General features: G+C 43.4%; 22 protein-coding genes. 7 read left to right on the forward strand and 15 right to left on the reverse strand.

The annotated features are described in order from the left end of the window. Positions 1-11: 11 nt before the first annotated feature. Positions 12-776, forward strand: a complete 765-nt coding sequence (locus tag L4F93_RS04420; protein ID WP_250351300.1) for an amino acid ABC transporter ATP-binding protein — start codon at positions 12-14, stop codon at positions 774-776. Further along, the gene (locus tag L4F93_RS04425; RefSeq protein ID WP_250351301.1) at positions 760-1602 is read left to right on the forward strand and encodes a cysteine ABC transporter substrate-binding protein; all 843 of its coding nucleotides are present in this window, start codon (positions 760-762) and stop codon (positions 1600-1602) included. The genes L4F93_RS04420 and L4F93_RS04425 overlap by 17 nt, the downstream gene beginning before the upstream one ends. Positions 1603-1670: 68 nt before the next feature. Here the strand turns inward: L4F93_RS04425 and L4F93_RS04430 are convergent, their stop codons facing one another. Then, the gene (locus L4F93_RS04430; protein ID WP_250351302.1) at positions 1671-2051 is read right to left on the reverse strand and encodes a hypothetical protein; all 381 of its coding nucleotides are present in this window, start codon (positions 2049-2051) and stop codon (positions 1671-1673) included. Positions 2052-2099: 48 nt separating this feature from the next. Further along, a complete protein-coding gene (locus tag L4F93_RS04435) occupies positions 2100-2534 on the reverse strand; it encodes a GNAT family N-acetyltransferase (RefSeq protein WP_250351303.1) in 435 nt (144 codons plus the stop codon). A 167-nt stretch (positions 2535-2701) separates the two neighbouring features. Between L4F93_RS04435 and tpiA the strand changes: the two genes are divergently transcribed. Both tpiA and L4F93_RS04445 read left to right on the forward strand, forming a co-directional pair. Beyond that, entirely contained in the window at positions 2702-3469 is a 768-nt protein-coding gene (gene tpiA / locus L4F93_RS04440) for a triose-phosphate isomerase (protein WP_250351304.1), read from the forward strand. Positions 3470-3693: 224 nt separating this feature from the next. Then, complete coding sequence (locus L4F93_RS04445) at positions 3694-4644, forward strand: ROK family protein (protein WP_250351305.1); 951 nt, start codon at positions 3694-3696, stop codon at positions 4642-4644. Between the two features lie 68 nt (positions 4645-4712). Here L4F93_RS04445 and L4F93_RS04450 read toward each other — a convergent pair whose 3' ends face one another. From L4F93_RS04450 to trxA, 11 genes are all read right to left on the reverse strand, one after another. After that, positions 4713-6194, reverse strand: coding sequence for a sulfatase-like hydrolase/transferase (locus L4F93_RS04450; RefSeq protein ID WP_250351306.1), 1482 nt, complete (start codon positions 6192-6194; stop codon positions 4713-4715). 138 nt (positions 6195-6332) lie between these two features. Beyond that, positions 6333-7796, reverse strand: a complete 1464-nt coding sequence (locus L4F93_RS04455) for a sodium:solute symporter family protein (RefSeq protein ID WP_250351307.1) — start codon at positions 7794-7796, stop codon at positions 6333-6335. Between the two features lie 330 nt (positions 7797-8126). Further along, positions 8127-10100 carry a 2',3'-cyclic-nucleotide 2'-phosphodiesterase gene (gene cpdB, locus L4F93_RS04460; protein WP_250351308.1) on the reverse strand — a complete coding sequence of 658 codons (1974 nt, stop codon included), beginning with the start codon at positions 10098-10100 and terminating at the stop codon, positions 8127-8129. A 369-nt stretch (positions 10101-10469) separates the two neighbouring features. Then, entirely contained in the window at positions 10470-11147 is a 678-nt protein-coding gene (locus L4F93_RS04465) for an alpha/beta hydrolase (RefSeq protein WP_250351309.1), read from the reverse strand. After that, positions 11123-11803, reverse strand: a complete 681-nt coding sequence (locus L4F93_RS04470; protein ID WP_250351310.1) for a DsbA family oxidoreductase — start codon at positions 11801-11803, stop codon at positions 11123-11125. The genes L4F93_RS04465 and L4F93_RS04470 overlap by 25 nt, the downstream gene beginning before the upstream one ends. Positions 11804-11991: 188 nt before the next feature. Next, positions 11992-12303: an ArsR/SmtB family transcription factor gene (locus L4F93_RS04475; protein ID WP_250351311.1), complete on the reverse strand. Its 312-nt coding sequence runs from the start codon at positions 12301-12303 to the stop codon at positions 11992-11994. A gap of 842 nt (positions 12304-13145) precedes the next feature. Beyond that, the gene (locus L4F93_RS04480) at positions 13146-13931 is read right to left on the reverse strand and encodes an SDR family NAD(P)-dependent oxidoreductase (RefSeq protein WP_250351312.1); all 786 of its coding nucleotides are present in this window, start codon (positions 13929-13931) and stop codon (positions 13146-13148) included. A gap of 217 nt (positions 13932-14148) precedes the next feature. After that, positions 14149-14469, reverse strand: coding sequence for a thioredoxin family protein (locus L4F93_RS04485; RefSeq protein ID WP_250351313.1), 321 nt, complete (start codon positions 14467-14469; stop codon positions 14149-14151). Next, on the reverse strand, positions 14466-15452 hold the full coding sequence (locus L4F93_RS04490; RefSeq protein ID WP_250351314.1) for an NAD(P)H-dependent flavin oxidoreductase: 987 nt from the start codon (positions 15450-15452) through the stop codon (positions 14466-14468). Before L4F93_RS04490 ends, L4F93_RS04485 begins: the two co-directional genes overlap by 4 nt. Before the next feature lie 110 nt (positions 15453-15562). Next, positions 15563-16105, reverse strand: coding sequence for an OsmC family protein (locus L4F93_RS04495; protein WP_250351315.1), 543 nt, complete (start codon positions 16103-16105; stop codon positions 15563-15565). A gap of 10 nt (positions 16106-16115) precedes the next feature. Beyond that, positions 16116-16430 (reverse strand): thioredoxin, encoded by a 315-nt coding sequence (trxA, locus tag L4F93_RS04500; protein ID WP_250351316.1) that lies wholly within the window; start codon positions 16428-16430, stop codon positions 16116-16118. Between the two features lie 173 nt (positions 16431-16603). On the opposite strand from trxA, the gene L4F93_RS04505 reads away from it, so the two are divergent. Further along, the gene (locus L4F93_RS04505) at positions 16604-17515 is read left to right on the forward strand and encodes an AraC family transcriptional regulator (RefSeq protein WP_250351317.1); all 912 of its coding nucleotides are present in this window, start codon (positions 16604-16606) and stop codon (positions 17513-17515) included. Between the two features lie 551 nt (positions 17516-18066). Here the strand turns inward: L4F93_RS04505 and L4F93_RS04510 are convergent. After that, positions 18067-18951 (reverse strand): LysR family transcriptional regulator, encoded by an 885-nt coding sequence (locus L4F93_RS04510; RefSeq protein ID WP_250351318.1) that lies wholly within the window; start codon positions 18949-18951, stop codon positions 18067-18069. Between the two features lie 107 nt (positions 18952-19058). Between L4F93_RS04510 and L4F93_RS04515 the strand changes: the two genes are divergently transcribed. Beyond that, positions 19059-20012, forward strand: coding sequence for an NAD(P)H-dependent flavin oxidoreductase (locus tag L4F93_RS04515; RefSeq protein WP_250351319.1), 954 nt, complete (start codon positions 19059-19061; stop codon positions 20010-20012). Positions 20013-20206: 194 nt separating this feature from the next. Here the strand turns inward: L4F93_RS04515 and L4F93_RS04520 are convergent, their stop codons facing one another. Continuing rightward, complete coding sequence (locus L4F93_RS04520) at positions 20207-21175, reverse strand: DMT family transporter (RefSeq protein ID WP_250351320.1); 969 nt, start codon at positions 21173-21175, stop codon at positions 20207-20209. Between the two features lie 219 nt (positions 21176-21394). Here L4F93_RS04520 and L4F93_RS04525 point away from each other — a divergent pair, with 219 nt between their 5' ends. Then, positions 21395-22228, forward strand: coding sequence for a LysR family transcriptional regulator (locus tag L4F93_RS04525; RefSeq protein ID WP_250351321.1), 834 nt, complete (start codon positions 21395-21397; stop codon positions 22226-22228). The last annotated feature ends 203 nt before the right edge of the window (positions 22229-22431 follow it).

Raw genomic sequence — 22431 nt, forward strand, 5'->3', positions numbered from 1 at the left:
AGGAAATCAAAATGGCATTATTAGAAATAAAACAACTGATAAAAAAATATGAAAAAACTACCGCACTTCAAGGAATTAATTTAGCTATAAAAAAGGGCGAAGTTGTGGTTTTGCTTGGGCCTTCAGGCTGCGGAAAAAGCACCTTACTACGTTGCATTAATGGGCTGGAATCCATTCAAAGTGGCGAAATTACCTTGCAAGATCAAGGTGTATTAGGCAAACACGTGCCTTGGGTAAAAGCGCGCCAGCATATTGGAATGGTTTTTCAAAACTATGAATTATTTTCTCATCTTTCAGTGATTGACAATATTTTGCTTGGGCCAATAAAAGTTCAGAAACGCTTGCGTACGGAAGTAGAAAAGCAGGCTGATGAATTACTTAAACGAGTAGGGTTGCAAGATCGCAAAAATGCCTATCCGCGTGAGCTTTCTGGTGGGCAAAAACAGCGTATCGCGATTGTACGTTCTTTATGTATGAACCCAGAAATTATGTTGTTTGATGAAGTTACCGCAGCCCTTGATCCCGAAATGGTGCGTGAAGTGTTAGATGTGATTTTAGCACTTGCTAAAGAAGGAATGACAATGCTCATTGTTACGCACGAAATGGCGTTTGCTCGCCAAGTGGCGGATCGCATTATTTTTATGGATGCAGGAAAAATTGTGGAGGAAAACACGCCAGACTTATTTTTCACTAACCCGACTTCCGATCGGGCAAAAGCCTTTTTAAACATCTTAAACTATGAACCAAGAGGAATAGACTATGCAGAAAACATTTAAAAAAATCACCGCACTTTTTGCCACCACATTGCTTGCAGTTAGCTTAACGGCGTGTAATGACAACGAAAGTAATAACGCACAAAATCGTCTTCAGCAGTTACAGAAAGCTGATAGCATACGCATTGGCGTTTTTAGTGATAAACCGCCTTTTGGCTATGTAGATAATCAAGGTAAAAGCCAAGGTTTTGATGTGGAAATTGCTAAAGCCATTGGAAAAGATTTGCTTGGTGATGAAAACAAAGTGCAATATGTTTTAGTGGAAGCGGCAAATCGCGTGGAATATTTACAGTCTAACAAAGTAGATATTATTCTCGCCAACTTTACCGTTACCCCAGCTCGAAAAGAAGCGGTGGATTTCGCCAAACCTTATATGCAAGTCGCGTTGGGCGTGGTATCAAAAGATGGCGCGGTTATCACTGACATCAATCAATTAGCAGGCAAAACCTTGTTAGTCAATAAAGGCACAACGGCAGATGCTTACTTCAGCAAAAACTACCCCAATATCAAATTATTAAAATTTGAACAAAATACAGAAACCTTTGACGCTTTAAGAGATGGACGTGGCGATGCACTTGCCCACGATAACACCTTGCTCTTTGCTTGGGCAAAAGAAAATCCGGGCTTTACCGTTGGGATAAAAAACCTGGGTGATCAAGATGTTATTGCGCCTGCAGTGAAAAAAGGGGACAGCGCATTGCGTGCGTGGCTAGATCAGGAAATCGAGAAATTAAGCAAAGAAGGCATTTTAAAACAAGCTTATGATAAAACCTTGTTGCCTGTTTATGGTGATACCATCAGTGAAAAAGAAATCTTAGTAGCTTATTAAGCTTAAACCTGAAGAATAACAAAAAGTGCGGTATGTTTTCACCGCACTTTTTCGTTCCATAAATCCTCTTATTTGATTTGAATATTCACTTTATAACGTGAAGTTAAATTTTTAATGGATTGAGCTTTAGGCTGGAGTACGCGGACTTCATAACGTCCTGTTTTTGGTAGCGTATAAGGTTCATTTTGTACAAAATCATCGTTACCATAAATAATCGCTTCCGCTGCGCCTTTTGTGTTTAAGTTAAAGGTTAAGGTTTGCCCTGCTTTGGCATAAAACGCATAAGTGCGACATTGCCAGCCTTTAATTTTTCCATTGTAACTGGCTGAAGACGCACCCTTTTTAAATTTCACATTGGTAACAGGACAATCAGCCGCATAACTTGGTACCGTTGCTAAAATGGCTGAACCAATGACAATGGCTGAAGCCAAGGTTTTTATCGCTTTCATAAATAGCTCCTAAATGTGTTTTTGATAAGCCTATTGTTAGACTTTGCCCTACAAACGAAGTTCAAAAATTTGTTTATCTGGGTTTACTTTAAAGCCTGCCATTTCTAACAAATTATGCTGTTGACTACGTTGTTCTACAATAAGTCGAGTGGCTTGCGTATAACGAACAAACTCCGTTGCTTTCGCAATAAGTGCGGTATAAATTTTTGATGAATTTGCGTGTTGCTGTACAAAAATATCGGTAAGTTGCCAATAACGTTGAAGTTGTAACGAAGAAAGACGCGGGTAAAGTTGAATAAAACCCAGTGCTTGATTTTGTTCATCGACAGCAAGGAAAAAAATACTTTCACTGAAGCGAATTCGATTGGTCAGAAAAATTAAGGTTCGTTCTGGGTTTTCCACCATACCTTGTGAAAGACGATATTGCTCAAAGAGGGGGAGCAATAGCTCTAGATTCCATTGTTCAGCTTTAAATATTTTCATATTGATGATTTTTTGTGAAATTTATACAGTGAATTGTATCTTTTTAACACAAAATAATCATCTTTTCGGAAAAATTTTTTTCAAATTTGCCTAAAATCAACGGTAGAACATAAAAAATTTGATATAGTAATGCGGTTATTTTTTATTAATTACTATGGAGAAAAATTATGGCACGTCGTCCTTTAGTTATGGGTAACTGGAAATTAAATGGTAGTAAAGCGTTTACCAAAGAATTAATTGAGGGTTTAAAAGCGGAACTTGCCGGTGTGAATGGTTGTGATGTGGCAATTGCGCCACCTGTGATGTATTTAGCGGAAGCGGAAGCGGCGTTAGCGGGTAGCCAAATTGCGTTAGGCGCACAAAACGTTGATGTGAACGTGCAAGGTGCATTTACAGGCGATATTTCAACCGCAATGTTAAAAGATTTTGGCGCGAAGTACATCATTATCGGACATTCTGAACGCCGTACTTATCACAAAGAAAGCGATGAATTTATTGCGAAAAAATTTGCGGCATTAAAAGAAGCTGGTTTAATCCCTGTGTTATGTATTGGGGAATCAGAGGCTGAAAATGAAGCAGGCAAAACAGAAGAAGTATGTGCTCGCCAAATTGATGCTGTGATCAATGCGCTAGGCGTAGAAGCCTTTAATGGTGCGGTGATTGCCTATGAACCAATTTGGGCGATCGGTACAGGGAAATCAGCAACGCCTGCACAAGCACAAGCGGTTCACGCCTTTATTCGTGGGCATATTGCTGCCAAATCACAAGCTGTTGCCGATCAAGTAATTATTCAATATGGTGGATCAGTAAATGATGCCAATGCGGCGGAATTATTTACTCAGCCAGATATTGATGGTGCATTAGTTGGTGGTGCTTCACTAAAAGCCCCTGCTTTTGCGGTGATTGTAAAAGCAGCTGCGGCGGCAAAAAACTAATTCCATTTTCCTTTTCATTAAATCTGCTCATCTCGGGCAGATTTTTTTATCTCTCAATTTTACTTACACAGTAAGTCTAGCCTTTAAGCATTTAAAACAAATTCCGCACACAAGTTTGCAAAATTGTGATCCCTATCACTGCATAACTATGATATTTATCATAGTCTGCTTTGGGTAAATCAGTTATGTTGGAATTTAGGTTTATAAAATAAATGGAGTTGAGGATGAAATATTACGCAGGTGTGGATATTGGCGGTACAAACACAAAAATTGGTATTTTAGATAGCCATTTTAATATTCTCGCAGAACAAAGCATTGCAACACTATCTCAGCAAGGTGCAAGAACCACTTTTTCTCGCATTTGGCAGACTATTTTGGCTTTGCTTGCACAAAACCAGCTTTCAGAAACCCAATTAGAAGGGATTGGTTTGGGCATTCCCGGCCCCGTAGTGAATCAAGCGGTAGTCAAAATTGCGGCTAACTTTTCTTGGGGAGATGATTTTAATGCCAAACAATTAATGGAAGACATCTCTCATAAAAATGTGGTGGTGGAAAACGATGTACGCGCCATTACCTTAGGAGAACATTTATTTGGTGCGGGAAAAGGAATTGCGAATCTTATCGTTGTCCCCATTGGTACTGGCATTGCTTCAGGTATTTTGTTAAATGGCAAGGTATTGTCTGGTTCTGGCGGCTGCGCAGGCGAATTTGGGCATATAATGGTGAACGAACAAGGAATGAAATGTGGGTGCGGATTAACAGGTTGCTTAGAAACCTATACCTCTGCACCGGGGTTAGTTAGAGAAGCAAAAAAATTATTACTTGAAATGAAGTGCGGTGAGTTTTTTCAGCGTTTTTCCACTGATTTAGATGCCCTTCAAGCACATCATATTTTTGAATACGCCAAAAAAGGAGATGAACTAGCCCTACAAGTGGTGGATAATTTTGCAAAATATTTAGCTTACGGTTTAGGCGTGCTGATCAATATTTTTAACCCTGAACTTATCGTCCTCGCTGGTGGAGTCGCAAAATCCGCTGAGTTCATCATTGAAAAAGTACAAAAATTTCTACCGCACTATGCCCTAGGCGTTTCCTTACAAAACTTACAAATCAAACCAAGCCAATTACTTGATTCCGCAGGCGTAAAAGGGGCAGCGGCATTGGTGATAAAATAGTGCTATGACACAATAAAAAAGTAGGAAATGATTTCCTACTTTTTATTTTTTGCATTTATGCTATCAGTTTACTGAATTTTTTCTTTCACCTTTACATCCACTTTTTCCTGCAATTCCGCTTCTGCAGAAAAAATAAATTTACTGGTGTATTTGTTGAACGTGTTTTCTGCATAGCCTCCCCATTCTCCCGCAAACGTACGCTGTCCACCGCCATAAACAGGCAAGGTGGCCCCATCTATTTCCTTATTAATATATTGATTAAACCACCTGTTTAATTCTCGCCGCATTTCAGTGATCTGTTGTTGATAATCGGGATTGTTTATTTGATTATGACGTTCATCAAGATCATTACGCAGATCATAAAATTCATAAGGCCCATCAGGATAACGATGAATATATTTAAACGAGCGATTACGGATCATTCTAGTTGGTCCATATTCATCAAAGATCACTAGATGATTTTCTTCTAACGGATTTGAGGAATCTTGCTTCAGTAGGGAAGCAAAACTTTTTCCGGGATAGCGTACCTGTGCTTGCTGTTCATCATTGATATTGAGATATTCCAACAAGGTATGGCGGAAATCATAATGGCTTAACAGATTATCTACGGTATCTGTGGATAAATGATTTTTGTGATAGAGAATAAACGGTACTTTTACAGAGGTATCGAACATATTCACAGGGCTTGTGCCATTGCCTTTACCAAAAATACCGTGATGCCCCATATTCATACCATTATCACTGGTAAAAATAATCAGTGTATTTTCTAAAATTCCTTTTTCTTCAAGCGAATGAAGAATTCGTCCAATATTAAAATCCATTGAAGTCAATGCTGCAAAATAGCCGCGTAATATCTCTAAACGTGCTGTTTCATCACCTTCAAAGGTTTCATAAATTTTCCATGGATGATAAGGATCCCGTGGGCAAGATTCAAATTGACAATCAGCATAAAGATCAAGCATTTCCTGTGGATGATTTTTTCTATCCCAAGGAGAATGCGGTGCGGTATAACTTAAATTAAGAAAAAATGGCTGTTTCGCATTATGTACCTTTTCAATAAAGTCTAGCCCATAGTCGGTAATTTTATCCGTAATATATTCAGGTTCTTCAATGAATACGCCATCTTGATACATTGGCGCATTAAAATAAGGACCACCACCACGCTGATGGGAATACCAATGATCAAAACCACATTGTGGCATATCTGCCATTCCTAAATGCCATTTTCCACTCATTGCACAGTGGTATCCGTGCTGTTTTAATTGATCAACAAAAGTGGATTGCCCTTTTAAATAATGTTCTGTGGTAGCGCCATTTTCCCATTCTTCTAACCAATCGTGAATACCGTGCTGGGAAGGTATTCTCCCCGTAAAAATAGATGCTCGAGCTGGAGAACATACTGGCGATACGCAGAAAAAGTTTTCAAATTTTTTTCCTTGCTGAGCAAGGCGATCAATATTTGGGGTAATCGCGTCTTTATTGCCATAACAACCTAATGCCCAATACCCCAAATCATCAGCGATTATCATTACAACATTCGTTTTTTTCATCTTTGCTGACCCCTAACATTGTTTTAATATTTTGAAATCCTTTTTTACCTACGATAAAAATAGTACATACATACCAAATTAATCCACAAAGAATTAATCCTTTCCAAAATAAAATGAGTATCTCTGTCATATTTCCCCCTATTTACGCAATGCATTTTTTAGCAATGAACCCACAATCATTGCAATCCAAGCAAAAACAAATGCTGCAATACCTGAATAATAAGGACCAATTTGACTCGCAATCGGTTCAAGGGCGGGAATTTGCTGTGCAACTAAGTATGAAAGTGGCGTTAATGCACCGACCACAATTGTTGCATACGCCCCCCAGTTATTGGCTTTTTTGAAATAACAAGCTGAAATAAGTAATGTTGATACCGCCACAGAATAGATTGTCGCCGTTAAGGTCATATAGACCCAAAGATCACTTTTCAATGGATACCATAATCCATAAAAGAGCAAGAAAATACCAATTAAAGCGACTAATACTCGATTCACGGCAATAGATTTACGTTCGGACCATTTATTTTGATGGAAAATGATCAAAACATCATTATAAATAACACTTGCCCAACCTAATAAATATGATGAATTCGTGGACATATCTGCCGCCAACATAGCCGCAACAAGCAAACCGATAATACCTGTTGGAATCACAATGGATAGCATTGTTGGCATCGCTTGAATCGGTTTGCCTCCTACACTTTCTAAACTAACTAATGATAAAGCGGCAACACCCCACATCACAGGAATTAAAGAACGAACGATATAAAATAAACTTGTACGGGTGTACATTTGTTTCGCCACTTTCTCATCTTTTGCTGACAGGACACGTGAAACCATCGTTTGCCAAGTTAGCACGGTGGCAGTTAAGACTAAAGCGGTGTAAAGCACATATTGCCAACCTAAATTTGGATTAACAAAAGGGTTAATTCCTCCCATACCATAATTTGAAATAGCCGTATCAAATAAAGTATCCCAACCAATTTGATAAAAAATAGTGCAAGTGGTAAGAACTAAGCCAACACTCATTAAAATAAATTGCATATAATCTGTCACTAAAACAGAAAGCATACCGCCCAATATGGTATATAACGCAACAACAAGTAATAAAATCGTCATCGTAATTTCTAAATATTCAGGCTTAAGTCCTGCTACCGCAACTAAAAATTCCCCGCCTGTACGCAAGAAAACGCCCATATTAAGTAAGCCACCAAGAACAATAACGACACCAGCAGCCCATCGCACTTTTTTACCAAACTTATGCTCAAAGAACTCGGGAATAGTTACCACGCCTGCTTTACGTAAAGGTTCAATACAAAATCCTGTTTTCCCTACAGTGAACATCACGATAGTCATAATTAATCCCACCGTTGCCCCCGCAAAACCATATTTATAGCCTAGTTGAGCTGCAGCCATACAGGTAATGATGCCAAATTCCGTGGCAGCCAAAGAGGCAATCCCTACGTGTAAATCTACATTTCTACCTGCAACGAGGAAATCATTCACATTTTTGACATATTTACGCACAATAATGCCGACAACAAGACTTAATAAAATATAAAGTCCAACAATACTGCCATCTATACTCCAGTTAAATTGCATATTTTTCTCCCTGTGATATATAGAAACTATAGTTGTTGAAGTTGGGAATAAAACAACGCGATCTAAGTGTGTTTTATTTCAACATTGCCTGACGATATTTTTCATCGCTAATAGCAGTTTAGAGAAAATGGTAAGAGAGGAAATATGATGAGAATCATAAAGTGCCTGTGATGTAGATCACAGATTGAAAAATTACTCATTGAAAATGTGGAAAATTTTCACCGCACTTTAGATTTAATCGTTATTGATTACTGAGAGGGAAGAATCACCTTAATCAATATGTAAGTGTATATGGCGATGCGAAAACATCGCCATATTAGAAAGTGCGGTCTATTTTTGGCTTAAATTTATTTTATAGACTGCAAAACCAAGTTCATCTTGACCGATATAATCCATAGGGTATTGGGCTTTTTCTTTGATAAACGTATTGGCTTTCTCACTTGGTGACGTTTCCACTTGGATATTGAGTGGTATCTTTGTTGCAATAGGGGCTAATCGCCAGTTATTGTCTGCTGAAGGTATCACCTCGCCTTTTTCTTTTGTGGTTTGGCTGATATAGTTCGCTAAAATTTGGCGATTTTCATCTGGTGCGGCAAAGACAATATGCGCATCCCCCGTTCCCGGGAATTTGCCAGAATATGCGCGATAATTATTCGTTGCGATTAAAAACTGATCGCTCTCTTGCACGGGCTTACCTTGGTAAGTCAGGTTGACAATGCGCGAGGCGGTAGGATTGATGAGTTTGCATTCTCCATCATAACGTGCGGGTTGGCTCACATCAATTTGATAATTAACCCCATCAATGACGTCAAAATTATAGGTGCGGAAGCCATTCCAGTTTAATAAAGGTTGTGCTTTATCACTCTGTGGATCAATCTGATTAAACATTCCCGCACTGCATTCAAGCCATTGTTTAAGTTCTGCCCCACTCACTTTTACGATCACTAAGGTGTTGGGATAAAGGTAGAGATCGGCGGCGTTGCGGAAGGTTAAATTCCCTTTATCTACCTCAACATAGGCGGTTGGATCGTTTTTACGTCCGCCAACTTTAAAAGGGGCAGCCGCGCTTAACACGGGAATTCCTGCCAGCTCTGGTAGGTTTTTAACGACATTTTCAGCATAGGCTTTCTGTGCTTGATTAACAATTTGTACCGTTGGATCATCTTGGAATAGCGCGAGGAAACTATACATATTGTCTGATGCTTTACCAATCGGTTGTGCAACAAATTCACGCGTTGCTTGATGAATAGGTGCAAGTAATGCCGCAATTTCAGGATGGTTGCCTATGAGGGCTTTCTTTTTATCCGCATCATAAATTGGGCGCAATGCCGCTTTACCGTCAGTCACAAACCATTTGCCATTATGTTGGTTTAAGGTTAAATCAACCACACTGATATTATTTGCCCAGTAACCCGCCATACTTTCAGGTACGCCGTTCATTGTGCCTTTTTCAATATCTGCGCCTTTACTGTGGGCAAATTCTTTATTCGGGAATAAACGGTGTGAATGCCCAAAGATAATCGCATCAATTCCTTTTACATCAGCTAAATGGAATGCGGCATTTTCTTCCCCTTCTTTATAAGGTTCATCGGAAGGCCCTGTATGTGCCAACGCCACAATAATATCTGCCCCTTTTGCTTTTACAATAGGGACATAGTGTTCTGCGGTTTTCTTAATATCATAGGCTTTGACTTTACCTTCTAAATTTGCTTTATCCCACACCATAACCTGTGGTGGAACGAAACCAATATAACCAATCTTAATCTGATGCGATTTTCCGGCATTATCTGTCACGGTTTTTTCTTGAATAAAATAAGGTTGGAAATACGGTTTTTCATCGTTGGCATTGACGACATTTGCATTAATAATTGGAAAATCAGCTTGCTTAATGGCGCGATCTAAATAGGCTAAACCATAATTAAATTCGTGATTACCAATTGTTCCCACATCATAATGCATCGCATTTAAGGCTAAAATAGCGGGGTTAGGTTTCCCCTCTTTATCACCTTTTGCGGCTTGATAATCTGCGATCGGGTTGCCTTGAATTAAATCGCCATTATCGACTAACACGGAATTTTTCACTTCTTGCCGTGCTGCTGCGATTAAACTGGCAGCACGTGTAAAACCAAATTTATCGGTTGGTGCATCTTTATAATAATCAAAATCGGTTAAAAAACCGTGAATATCTGTTGTCGCAATAATGCGCAAAGACAACGCATTATTTTGTTCAGCCGCGCTTAATTTTAAACTATTTATCGCAAATAAACTTAATGCCCCTACGCGTAAGAAATGTCGTCTATCCATTTTTTTCTCCTTTTGATGTTCACTAAAAGCGTGATGATTGTACGTTGTTTCTTTCCTCGCTTCTAGTGACGTTTTGTGATTAAAATCAAGTGCGGTGGTTTTTTGAGAGATTTTTTTACATTTTAGGCGATTGCTTAGCAAGGCTGTTTTCTGTTCCTGATGTATTAGCGGTGCCTTTTAAATCGTACTGGTTTCTCTGCTTTTGGGATAAACGGTAATAAATCAAAGTTCATTGTTCATCTTATAAGATAATCAACTTTTGGTGTTAATGTAGTTGCGTTTTCGATTTTTTGTTATTTGAAATAACCCAATAAGGCTTGCTGTTATGGTGAAAAATAGCAAAGCAAGCCTGTTCCGTATGATTTAAGATCACTGCGTGATATTTATTAGCCACGCCGCTAAATCATCAATTTCCATCTGGCTGATTTCATGACCAATCGGATAGCTGTGGAAGCTGAAGTTTTCCCGTTTGGCAAGGGCATTGACGGCAGGCTGTATCTGCGTTTCAGTGATAAGCTTATCGTATTGCCCCTGTGCCATAAAAATCGGCGTGTGCAGATTGGCGTCCGTTTCATAATCTTTGCGGGATTCTGCAAGCGGCAGGTAGCCCGATAGGCTAAACAATCCGCCAAGCGGCTGTATGGCAGTCAGTCCTGCCAGTAAGGAAACCGCACCACCTTGCGAAAAACCGCCCAGCACGATGTTTTGACTGGCAATGCCTTGCCGCTGCACTTCTGCAATCAGGCGATGCACGTAGGCGGCTGCCTCTTGCAATCCGTCTTTATCTTCATTTTGCAAAAAATTATCACCGCGTAAGTCATACCAGCCTGAAGTGTTGCCGCCAGCCCAAGTAACTGGGCGAATCGGGGCGTGCGGCAGGATAAAGGCGGTATGCGGCAGTTTTTGCTGCAAATATTCAGCCAGCGAACGGAAATGTTGTCCGCTTGTGGTCAATCCATGCAGAAAAATCACGCAGGATTGAGCAGCGTCAGGGGCAATGACGAGCGGTTCGGTACGTGGGATTAATGGCATCCATCTACTCCGCATGAAGCCCCTTCAATAGCTTGCTGATTTTGCTGCTGCCAAGCGTCTTGCAGTACCGCCAAGAAATGTGATACTGGCAAAGCACCGTTGATGGGTATGCCGTCCACTTCAAAATATGGCACCGCGTGTACGCCTTTTTGCTGGGCGGCAGTTTCATCGGCACGCACCGCTTCGGCAAATTCATCAGAGGCAAGCATTTGCTCCACACGGCTGCGCTCAATGCCCACTTCTTCGGCAAGGCGGCAGAGCGTTTCGTGGTCGGCAAGAATCAGGCTGTCGGTGAAATAGGCGGCAAACAGACGTTCGGCCATTTGTTCTTCTTTACCCAGCGTGGCGGCCAGTTTGGTTAAGCGGTGTGCATCAAACATATTGGTGTTTTGGGCTTCGGCGTAGCGCATATTGATGCCTGCGAGATTGGCTTTTTGTTCAATGCCGCGAATCATCGCGAGGGCATCGCTTGGGCTTTTTTGGTATTTCCATTCAATCCGTCCTTGCGTGGTGTTGGTAACGGTTTTGCCTGCCTGCGGATAGAGTTCAAAGGCTTTGTGATGGATTTGCACTTGGTCGGCATGCTCAAATTGGGCAAGTGCCTGTTCAAGATAGCGTTTGCCGATGTAGCAGAAAGGGCAAGCATAGTCGGAAAAGAGGGTGATTTGCATGGGTTGCTCCTGTATTTTTTAATTCGTTAAATCTAGAAATTTAGATATATTCTGCCAAATTTAAAGTAATACGGTGTCAAACTCGCTTGCAGTATTACGGCATACAGCTTCGCTCGTTTTCCTTGTCTTACTTTAAATTTGTTTGAATATTAGGTTGTAAAAACGCCCCGTAAAGGGCGGTTAAATGCTTACAAAACTTGCTGTAACTGACTTAAAAACTGTGTGGCGGCGCTCGCATCATAGCGGTAATACGTCCATTTGCCTTCTCGTTTCATGGTCAGCAACCCTGCTTGTTTTAAGCTGTTTAAATAAGCAGAAACCACTGATTGTGCCAAACCGCTTTTGATGACCACCGCCTGCACGCAGACACCGCCTTCGGCATTGATGGCTTCAGCGGAAAACTCAGCAGAGGTGAAATGTGCGTGCGGTGATTTGAGCCATTGCAGCATTTGCAGGCGGCCTTCGTTGGCAAGCACTTTAAGGGTATCGGTAATTGGCATAGTGTTGTCTGATTAGTTAGTTGATGGGGAATATTATATCTATAAAAATAGATTTGTAAATATGTTTTTTTGAGGATCGTTTTGTTTGATAATTAGTCTTTATACTCCTATGCAACATCATTAGCGACATAGCCCCAAAGTCTATCTACTACCCGCAAATCTGCAACAAATCAAACCTGTGCAGGCAGCGATTGATTTTTTGATGAGAAAGTTTATTGATAAGATGCTTCCGATATAGAAAATGCTTTACTGAAAGTTTAGGATATTCAAGTAGCCTTTTATTCAATCAAAACACAAGATTTCCACCCAAGCCAGTAGAAAAATCATTCAAAAATCAAAACAAAAACCCATCAAATCAGGCTAAAAACCTTGAAGATTTTTGACCGCACTTTTAATCCCCTTTTTCCAATAAAAATGCAGCCTGAAAATATCAAACTTTCAGGCTGCCTGATTGGGCAAATGCTTTTAAATAGCGGTTTTATTCAATAGGAATTTTCACCTGAGTTATTAGAAATAATCATCAAATCAGGCTAAAAACCTTGAAGATTTTTGACCGCACTTTTAATCCCCTTTTTCCAATAAAAATGCAGCCTGAAAATATCAAACTTTCAGGTAGCCTGATTTGGAAAACGCTTTTAAACAGCGGTTTTGTTTAATATAAATTTTCACCCGAGTCAGTAGAAAAAGGGTTTAAAGATAAAAGCAAAAATCCATCAAATTACGGCAAAAATAGCAGGATTTTTGACCGCACTTTTAATCCCCCTTTCCCAATAAAAACGCTGCCTGAAAATCCTAAAACATTCAGGCAGCTTTTTGCAGCAAAGGGCAATTTGCGGGGCTTGCTATACGTCATCACGGCGTGTCATGGCACCGCCGTCCACATGCCAAATGCTGCCTGTAACCCAGCTTGCTTGGTCGGAGAGCAGGAAAACAGCTGTAGCCGCAACATCTTCTACCGTGCCGTTGCGTCCTAAGGCGTGGTATTTTTTGAAGTTTTCTAGGGTGTCTTTTACCTGTTCGCCGCTTGCAAAGCGTTCAAAAATGCGGGTTTCAATGATGCCAATCGGCAGAGCATTGACACGGATACCGTATTCGGCAAGTTCGGCGGCGGCGTTTTTGGTGAGTGCCTCAAGCCCCCATTTGGCCATGGAGTAGGCCGCCATCGGTGTGGATTTGATGGGCAAGTGCGATAAGGCGGCGGTGATGTTGACGATTGAGCCTGCTTTTTTGTTGTCAATCATCAGTTTGGCAACCGCTTGGGTGATGAAAAAGATGGCTTTGTTGATGCCTAGATAGCCGTCATACTGGGCTTCATCGGTTTCCAAGAAGCGGTTGGGGAAGTACACGCCTGCACTATTGACCAATAAATCTATGTCGCTGTGTTCGGCGTTGAGCTTGGCTATCAATGCTTGCACGCTTGTCATTGAGAGCAGGTTGGCGGTTAAGGCACTGACTTTTTCTTGTCCGTAGCGTTCGGCTAAGGTTTGACGGGCGGTTTCGGCTTTGTCGGGATTATTGCCTAAAATAACGGCTTTACCGCCCTGTGCCAAAATGGCTTCAGCAATGGCAAGTCCTACGCCGCTTGTGCCGCCAACGACCAATAATTTGCGGTTTTCAAAGTTTTTCATGGGTTATTCCTCTTAAAAGTAAGTGATGTTTGGCAGATGTGTTATCTGCGTTAGGGTCAAATCTCGTCATTTAACTTCAAACGAATACAGAGTTGAAGGCTCCCTCATGTACTGCCTGTACACCTCGGTCGCCTTCGCCTTGTCTTCGTGTGAATTTAAGCGGCTATAATAGCGTTTTTCTGCTATCTTGATTTGCCCAAAAGAAGCTTTTTCTTGCCTAATATGATAAATCTTGGTAGCTGCTAAGTTTTGCTCCAAAGTCGTTTAGGCGGATAAAATGTGCCTGCCGTAAGATTTCTTGTTGCTTCCAAAAAAGCAGCAGCGTGGGGGCGGTAAAGACCAAAAACCGCCCTGCAAGACTTGGCAACTGTGCGATGTCTGCTTCTATGACGGCAAGCTGTTCACGTTCGGCAAAGTTTTTGAGCTTGTGATGCAAGACGCTGCACACGCCGCATTTTGGGGCAGTGATATAAACAAGACTTAAATCATGCTCCGTGATATGACGCTCAACCTCGGCAAGGCTTGTGGCTTTTTTCATGTATTCTGCCATGAGAGCATATCGGCCATCGCCTCTGCCACGCTTTTAATGCGGTGGATATGGCCAACGCCTAAGCCAAAGCTGCCCCAACCGCTGTCAAGGTCGCCTTGCATCATGCCTGTGCCAAATCCTGATAAACCTGCCAGACGCTGGCTGATTTCGGCATCATCTGCACCGTTTAGGGATTTTTCGGCAAGTTCTTTGGCCAGTTTGCCAGCGGTTGAGCGGACAAAGCTTGGCGGTGCCCGAAAGAGCAAGAGATCGGTCGGCTGGCTGTCTATGAGTGCTTGTTTGACCTTGGGGTGGGCTGGGTTTTCGTGGGTTGCCAGCAGGGCGGTGCCAACAAAGATGCCTTCTGCCCCCAAGGCAAAGGCGGCTTTGGCGGTTCGTGCATCGGCGATACCGCCTGCTGCCAGCACGGGGGCTTGACGCACGGCATCGGCAATCATGGGCACAATGGCAAAGGTGCCAATGGCACGTTCTGGCATCAATCCGCCTTCATCAAAGCCTGTGGCAACGATGATGTCGGCACCTGCCTCTTCTGCCTGACGGGTGTTTTGGACGGTTGGGGTGATGGCCCGATAGAGTATTTTGATGCCTGCCTGTTTGAGTTCGGCAAAGATTTCAGGCAGCACCGTGCCTTCGCCCATGCCCATCCACACCACGGCATGAACGCCTTCTTCTTTGATGACGTTGAGAATGGGGCGTGTCCATGGGTCTTTGGCTTGGTCGGCATTGGGGGCGAGGTTGACGCCAAAGGGCTTGTCGGTCAAGGCTTTGGTTTTGCGGATTTCTTGACGCATACGTTCTGCCGTCTCTTCGGGGCTTGTGGTCAAGGTGGTTTGTCCTGCGTTGGGCCCAAGTACGCCCAGTCCGCCTGCGTTGCTGACGGCGGCGACAAATTCGGCATTGGTTACCCAAGACATCGGGGCTTGGATAAAGGGTTTTTCAATATTAAGCAGCGATACAATACGGTTTGACATGATTTTCCTTAAAAAAATATGAGGTTCACGTGATAAAAGTTCACACGATAAAAGTTAAAAAGCCATCGGCAAAGAAAGCCAAAGCCAAGCTCAGGCTTTCTTTATTGTCCTTACACCGAGCGGTTAATCACGTTAACGGGATTGACCAGCGTGTCATACACGGGCGAATGATTGGCGATTTCATCAACCAAGGCATCAAGCTTTTCTTTATCGGTATTTGGACTTTCTAGGTGAATATCCACACGGATTTGGCTTGCACCGCTGCGAACGTCTTTAAACTTCAAAAAGCCATTTAAATCAAAATCCACGCTAAGCTTTAAATCAATACGGCTTAATTCAATGCCCTTGCCAGCAGCAAGCAGCGTGAGGGTTGCGGTATAACAGCCTGCCAACGCCTGCAAAACATACTCCATCGGGCTTAAGGCACGGTCTTCGCCCAGCACCGCCTGCGGTTCATCGCCAAGCGTGATGAATTTATTCACACGGCTGTTATCGGCAACACCGCCTTGCACCGTGATGCCTGTTGCGGTTTTTACGCCAACACCGCCGTTTGATTCACTGCTCATGTGCAGGGTAAATTCGCCAAGTTTGGCATCGTTTTGAATACGGGCGGCAAGCTCGTTAATTTTTGTAACATCAGCAAAAGGGGTCATCGTGTTCTCCTTAAAGTTCTTTATCAATCAATTGTGCAAGGGCAGATTTGGGCATCGCACCTGCGTGGCGTGCTGTCATTTGCCCTGCTTTAAAGGTCATCAGCGTTGGGATATTGCGAATGCCATATTGGGCAGAAAGCTTAGGATTGTCATCAACATTGACTTTCACCACCTTGGCCTTGCCTGCGTAATCCTCTGCCAATTCATCAAGCAAAGGGGCAATCATTTGGCAAGGCGGACACCAATCGGCATAAAAATCAACCAGCACGGGCGTGTTTGCATTTAACACTTCATCAGAAAAGGTCTTGTCTGTGGCATAAATCATAAAAAATACTCCGCTTAAAAAGTTTTGATGTTGAAAAGCTTTCATGTTGAAAAGCTTTGATGGCGTTATTATCGGTTAAATCCTGCCGCCATATTTGCCAAAACGAAGCCAATTCTTGCCTAATTTGACAAATTCCCTTAAAATCACCCTAAAAACATTTAGGAAGCCGCATCATGTATCAAGACCCATGGGAAAAACTTGCCAGCCTCATCAAACGCTTCACCCAGAAAGAAGGCAGCTTTTCTGACACCGCCCTGCCCGCCTTAAACCTCTGCCGCCGCAACCACCGCACCCACCCCGTGCCTTGCATCTATCCGCTTAGCCTGTTTGTGGTCGTGCAAGGCGTGCAACACGTCAATTTTGGCAACGAAATCATGCAGCTTGCCCAAGGCGATGCCGCATTGACCACCCTTGATTTGCCTGTGGTATCGCACGTTTTGCAGGCAAGCCAAAACACGCCCTACCTCAGCTTAAGAATTGAACTTGATGTGATGCTCTTGCGTGAACTTGCCGAACAGACCGACTGGCAGACCAAGCAATCAAGCCTTTCGGATAGCCTATCGGTCGCCCCGATTGATGAGGGATTGCTTGATGCGGTGGTGCGTTACACCGCCCTGCTTGACGAACCCCAATGGCAGCCGCACCTTGCCCCCTTGATTGAACGTGAAATCGCCGTACGCCTCTTAAACGGCGTGCATCAGCCCATGCTAAAAAGGCTCTTGATGCAAGGCAGTGCCGAACGCAACATTGCCAAAATTATTGCCTATTTTAACGAGCATTACACCCAAAAGACCGACATCAACCAACTGGCAGAACAGGCACACATGAGCCCATCGTCCTTTCGCCAGCACTTTAGAAAACTGACAGGCGTAAGCCCCTTGCAATACCAAAAGCAGCTTCGCCTCCAGCACGCCAGACGGCTGATGTTTAAAGAAAATCAAGATGCCACCACCGCCGCCTTTGCCGTGGGCTATGAAAGCCCGACCCAATTTAACCGTGAATACGCCCGACTGTTTGGCGAACCGCCCCACCGTGATATACAGCGGCTCAAAGACAATGAAATGCAGTTTGGCAGGATTGTTTAGGATTTTAGGCTGCCTGAAAATGTAAACTTTCAGGCAGCCTAATTAAAAAAATACTTTTAAACGGGAATTTTATTCAATAGGAATTTTCACCCGAGTTATTAGAAAAAGGGGTTAAAGATAAAAGCCAACAATCCATCAAATCAGGATAAAAACTTAAAGATTTTTGACCGATTTTTTATCCTTTGACAATAAAAAAGGCTACCTGAAAACTTAAAATAAAAACTTTCAGGTAGCCTAATTAAAAAAATACGCCTTTAAATAGCGGTTTTATTCAATAGGAATTTTCACCCGAGTTATGAGAAAAAGGGGTTAAAGATTAAAGCGAAAAATACCCGTTTTTTCACTGATTTTTTTATTTCATTTCATAAAAAAACCGCCTGGAAATATCAAACTTTCAGGCAGCCTAATTAAAAAAATACGCCTTTAAATAGCGGTTTTATTCAGTAGGAATTTTCACCCAAGTTATTAAAAAAATCATCAAAACAGCGATAAAAACTTCAAGATTTTTGACCGCTCTTTAATCCAAACACTTACCCAAGCCAATCCCCGCTTTAGTAAGCAGCCTTTTGCTTATAGAGCGGGCTTTTGTGTTTGACAAAATCAATAAAGGTCTTAATCGTTCTTGATGGGTAGCGGTGGGCGGCATAAAGCATATACAGCTCATGGGCAGGCTGCGGATAATCCACCAACACCTCGACCAACCCCTCTTTTTGTATCAAATCATCGGCAAGAAAGTCAGGCAGCTGACAAATCGCCATGCCTGCTTTGGCCGCAAAAACCAAAGCGTAAGAATCATTGCTTGCAAAGCGATAGTTAAGGTTTAACCGCTCATCGCCCAGCTGCCAAGTCATCATGGCATCACCCCTGCCCCAGCCTGCACAAGGCAAGCGGCTCAAGGCCTGCGGGTCTTGAGGCACACCCCATTTTGCCAAAAGACTTGGGTGGGCAACCAGCTTGGCACGGCTTTGCAAAATGGGCTTGGCAATCAGATGATCGGCCTGCAAATTGCCCACGCGAAAGGCAATGTCAATGCCATCGGCCGCCAAATCCAAAACCCTCTCGGTCAATTGGCAATGCACCTGCACCTTGGGATAACGCTGACAAAATTCATCAACCCACGCAAGCAAAGGGGTGCAGGTCGGTATCGCCGAAAGCCGTAGCCTGCCTGCCAGCTCGTTTTGTTCGTGAAACAAGGCCTCTTGGGCGTTGAGCAGATTATCCATCGGCAAATGCACCTGTTCATAAAGCCTCAAACCCGCTTCAGTCGGCTTAACGCCTGCCTTAAAGCGATTAAATAGCTGCACCTGCAACGCAGCTTCCAATTTGACAATCTGACGGCTTAAGGTCGCAAGCGGAATATCAAGCTGCTGACTGGCTTTAGAAAGACTGCCGCACTGCACCGCCGCCACAAATAAACGCAGAGCATTTAAATCCATTATCTTTCCATAAATGAAAATTTGGTTCTTATTTTAATGGGTTATCTTTTTAATTTCAAGAATATATAATCTCATCATAATCATCTACATCAACAAGGAGTCTTCCCATGAACCGTATTTGCGACCTTCTGCACATCACCCACCCCATTATCCAAGCCCCCATGTCGTGGCTGACCGATGCCAAGCTGGTTGCCGCCGTCAATGAAGCGGGCGGGCTTGGCTTTTTGGCTCCCCATGCGGGACAAAACAGCAATCCAAGCTCAAACGATGAAGTCTTAAGCCGTATGCGTGCCGAAATTGCCAAGGTTCGGACTTTGACCGACAAGCCCTTTGGCGTGCCTGTGGTGGTTTCTTATGATTTGTCTTTGATGCCACGTATGGCCGATTTGCTGATTGAAGAGCAGGTGCCTGTGGTGCTTGATAATGGTTATTTAGATGAAACACTGTATCGGCGTTTTAAAGATGCTGGCATGACCATCATCTGCCGTCTTGGCAACCCAAACCTTCAAGATGCCCAAAAAGCCGAAGCACTGGGGGCAGATATTTTGGTTGTTACAGGCTTTGATGAAGGCGGTACGCTGCCGCAAAAAGAGGTGGGCAGCTTTAGCGCGCTGGCGGATTTTGTCGGCAAAGTCAAATTGCCCTTGATGCTGGCTGGCGGTATTGCCGATGCCGATAGCGTGCGTGCGGCCATGGTTTTGGGTGCAGAGGGTGTTTATGTTGGCACCGCCTTTATTGCCACCCATGAATGCCGTGCCGCCCAAAGTGTCAAAGAATGGCTGACTCAAGCCAGTGCGGACGATTTGCTGCTGTATCGCACAGAGCCTTACTACTATCGCTCACTGCCGACCGCCCTTGGCAAAAAACTGCACGCCATGAGCGAAGAGGGAGCAAGCCGTGCCGAGATTGCCAAGCTGATGAATGGCGGTACAGGTATGCGTCTTGGTATGCTGGAGGGCGATTTTGAACAGGGCTATGTTTCCGTTGGCACAGGTGTGAGCAGAATCAACCGCATCGTATCGGTCAAAGAGCTGATTAACCAGCTGATGGCAGCCGTATAAAATGCCCAAGTTTTGGCCATAAAAAGGCTGCCTGAAAATATCAAACTTTCAGGCAGCCTGATTTAGAAAATGCTTTTAAATAGCGGTTTTATTCAATAGGAATTTCCACCCGAGTGATTAGAAAAAGGGTTTAAAGATAAGAGCCAAAAATCCATCAAATCAGGATAAAAACTTAAAGATTTTTGACCGCACTTTTAATCCCCTTTTTTGATACAAGGGCTTGCTGAAGAGAGCGAAATGCCCACTTGTTTACGGGATTTTTTGCCATGCAGGCTTGCAGCTTTGGGCAGCCGTTTCACACGGTAGAGCAGCAACGCAAGCAAAATCAGCACGCAGCCGATGATTTTTGACGTGCCAAGCATTTCTTGCATAAACATCACGCTAAGCAGCATTGTCCAAACGGGTTCTAAAATCATGATTAACGCCCCATTGCCGACATCGCTTAATTTTTGCCCAAAGGTTTGCAGCAAAAAGCGGGCATTGGTGCCAATCAAGACGCTAAGGGCAAGCCAAAGCCACGTCATCAAGCCAACAGAAGACGGCATATCTTCTGCCAACAGTGCATAAAAACCGCTTGACAGCCCAACCATCGCAAGCTGGATAAAGGTCAGCGGTAAAATCGGCACCGACTTTGCGTAGCGGCTGTTTAACACAAACTGAATACCCGCCCAAAGTGCCGTCAATAAAAAGAACAGCGTATCAAGCCCAAATCCGCCGCCCGAAGAAAGACCGCTTGATGCCAAAAAAATCATGCCCAAAACGGCAATCGGCAGGGCAAGCCAAAACCGCCTTACGGGTCGCTCTTGATAAATCAGCCACGCAATCAACGGGGCGGCAAGCATCGCAAGGCTTAACAAAAACGCCCCTTTGCCGAGCTCTTGGGTGTGCTTGACACCAAGCACCCAGAAAAAAAGATACAGGCTAAAAGATAAGCCAACAAGCAGGCTTTGCTGCCACTGTTTACGGCTTAACCGCCCAAGTCCACGAAAAGCAAAGGGAAAAAAGATAAGGGCCGCCGCACCAAAACGCAAGCTCACAAAGGTTACCGCTGGCAATTCGGCGATCGCACTTTTGGAAAACAGCCAGCCAAAGGCGGCGGCAAGGGTGGCAAGCAGCAAAATCCACTCACCACGGTAATGTGTAAAATAATGTTTTAAGAACATGGTTTTTCCTGTTTTTCAGTAGCGTCATTTAAATTCAAGCAAATACGGCGTTTAAAGCTTCCTCATGGACCATCTGTACACTTTCGACCGCCTTCGCCTTGTCTTCATTTGAATTTAAGCGACTAGAACAATCAAAGATTTAAGCGTATTTTATCCGTTGTTTTTTCACATAAATAGACTTAAAATTGACAGTAATGTTTATTTTTTCACGATTAAGCGATGAATTTAGACTGGAACGATGTGCATTATTTCATCTTACTGATGGAAAAAGAGACCTTAACGGCGGCGGCAAATGCCCTAAATGTCGAACATGGTACGGTATCACGGCGGATTGAACGTCTGGAAAAACAGCTTGGACTACACCTCTTTGACCGCATCAACAAGCGTTATCTGCCGACCGATGATGGCAGAGAGCTGTACCAAGAAGCCAAAAAATTGCAGCTAAACATCAAGCAATTTGCCCAAACGGCACAGGATAAGCGGGAATCGGTGGGTGAAGTGGCGGTTTCGGCACCGCCCTTTGTCGCCAACAGCCTGCTGGCACCCACCCTTGCCGTCTTTTATCAGCGGTTTTCGCATATCCGCTTGATTATCCAGAGCGATTCGGTCATCAGCAATCTGCACGCCCGCCAAGCCGACATCGCCCTAAGGATTGCCGAGCCGCTGCAAGAAGACTTGGTGGCACGCCGTTTGTGCTACGTCAAATACCGCTGGTTTGCCCATCGCTCCTATCTTCAGCACGAGCCGCAAGAAAGCTGGCAATACTTAAGCCTACAGCTTGCTGGCACGCACGAAAAATGGCTGCAAACCGAGCTTAACAGCAAGCCGATTCGCTTTGCCTGCAATGATTTTCAGGTGATGAAGGCGGCGATTGCCCAAAAAATGGGCATTGGTTTATTGCCGATTTGCCATGCCGACCACCCTGATTTTGCTGCCGTTGAGGAGATGGAAGACTTCACCGCCCCGCTTTATTTGGTGATGCATGAGGACGTTCGTGCGTCAAAAAAAGTGCGGACGGTGGCCGATTTTCTGATTGAAATGCTTGCCGATTAGCTTTGTGATGGGGCGAAAAGCATCAAGGCTAAATGAAGGGGCTGGGTGAAAGTTTTTAGATAAGTTTTTATGGCAAAAGCCATGCTTTCCCTTAAAGAGCGATAAAAACTTCAAGATTTTTGACCGCTCTTTTATTCTTCAACAATAAAAAGGCTACCTGAAAACTTACATTTGACTTTCAGGCAGCCTTTTCTAACACAATC

Origin of the sequence: Avibacterium sp. 20-132, assembly GCF_023611925.1 — a bacterium.
Taxonomy (GTDB): domain Bacteria; phylum Pseudomonadota; class Gammaproteobacteria; order Enterobacterales; family Pasteurellaceae; genus Avibacterium.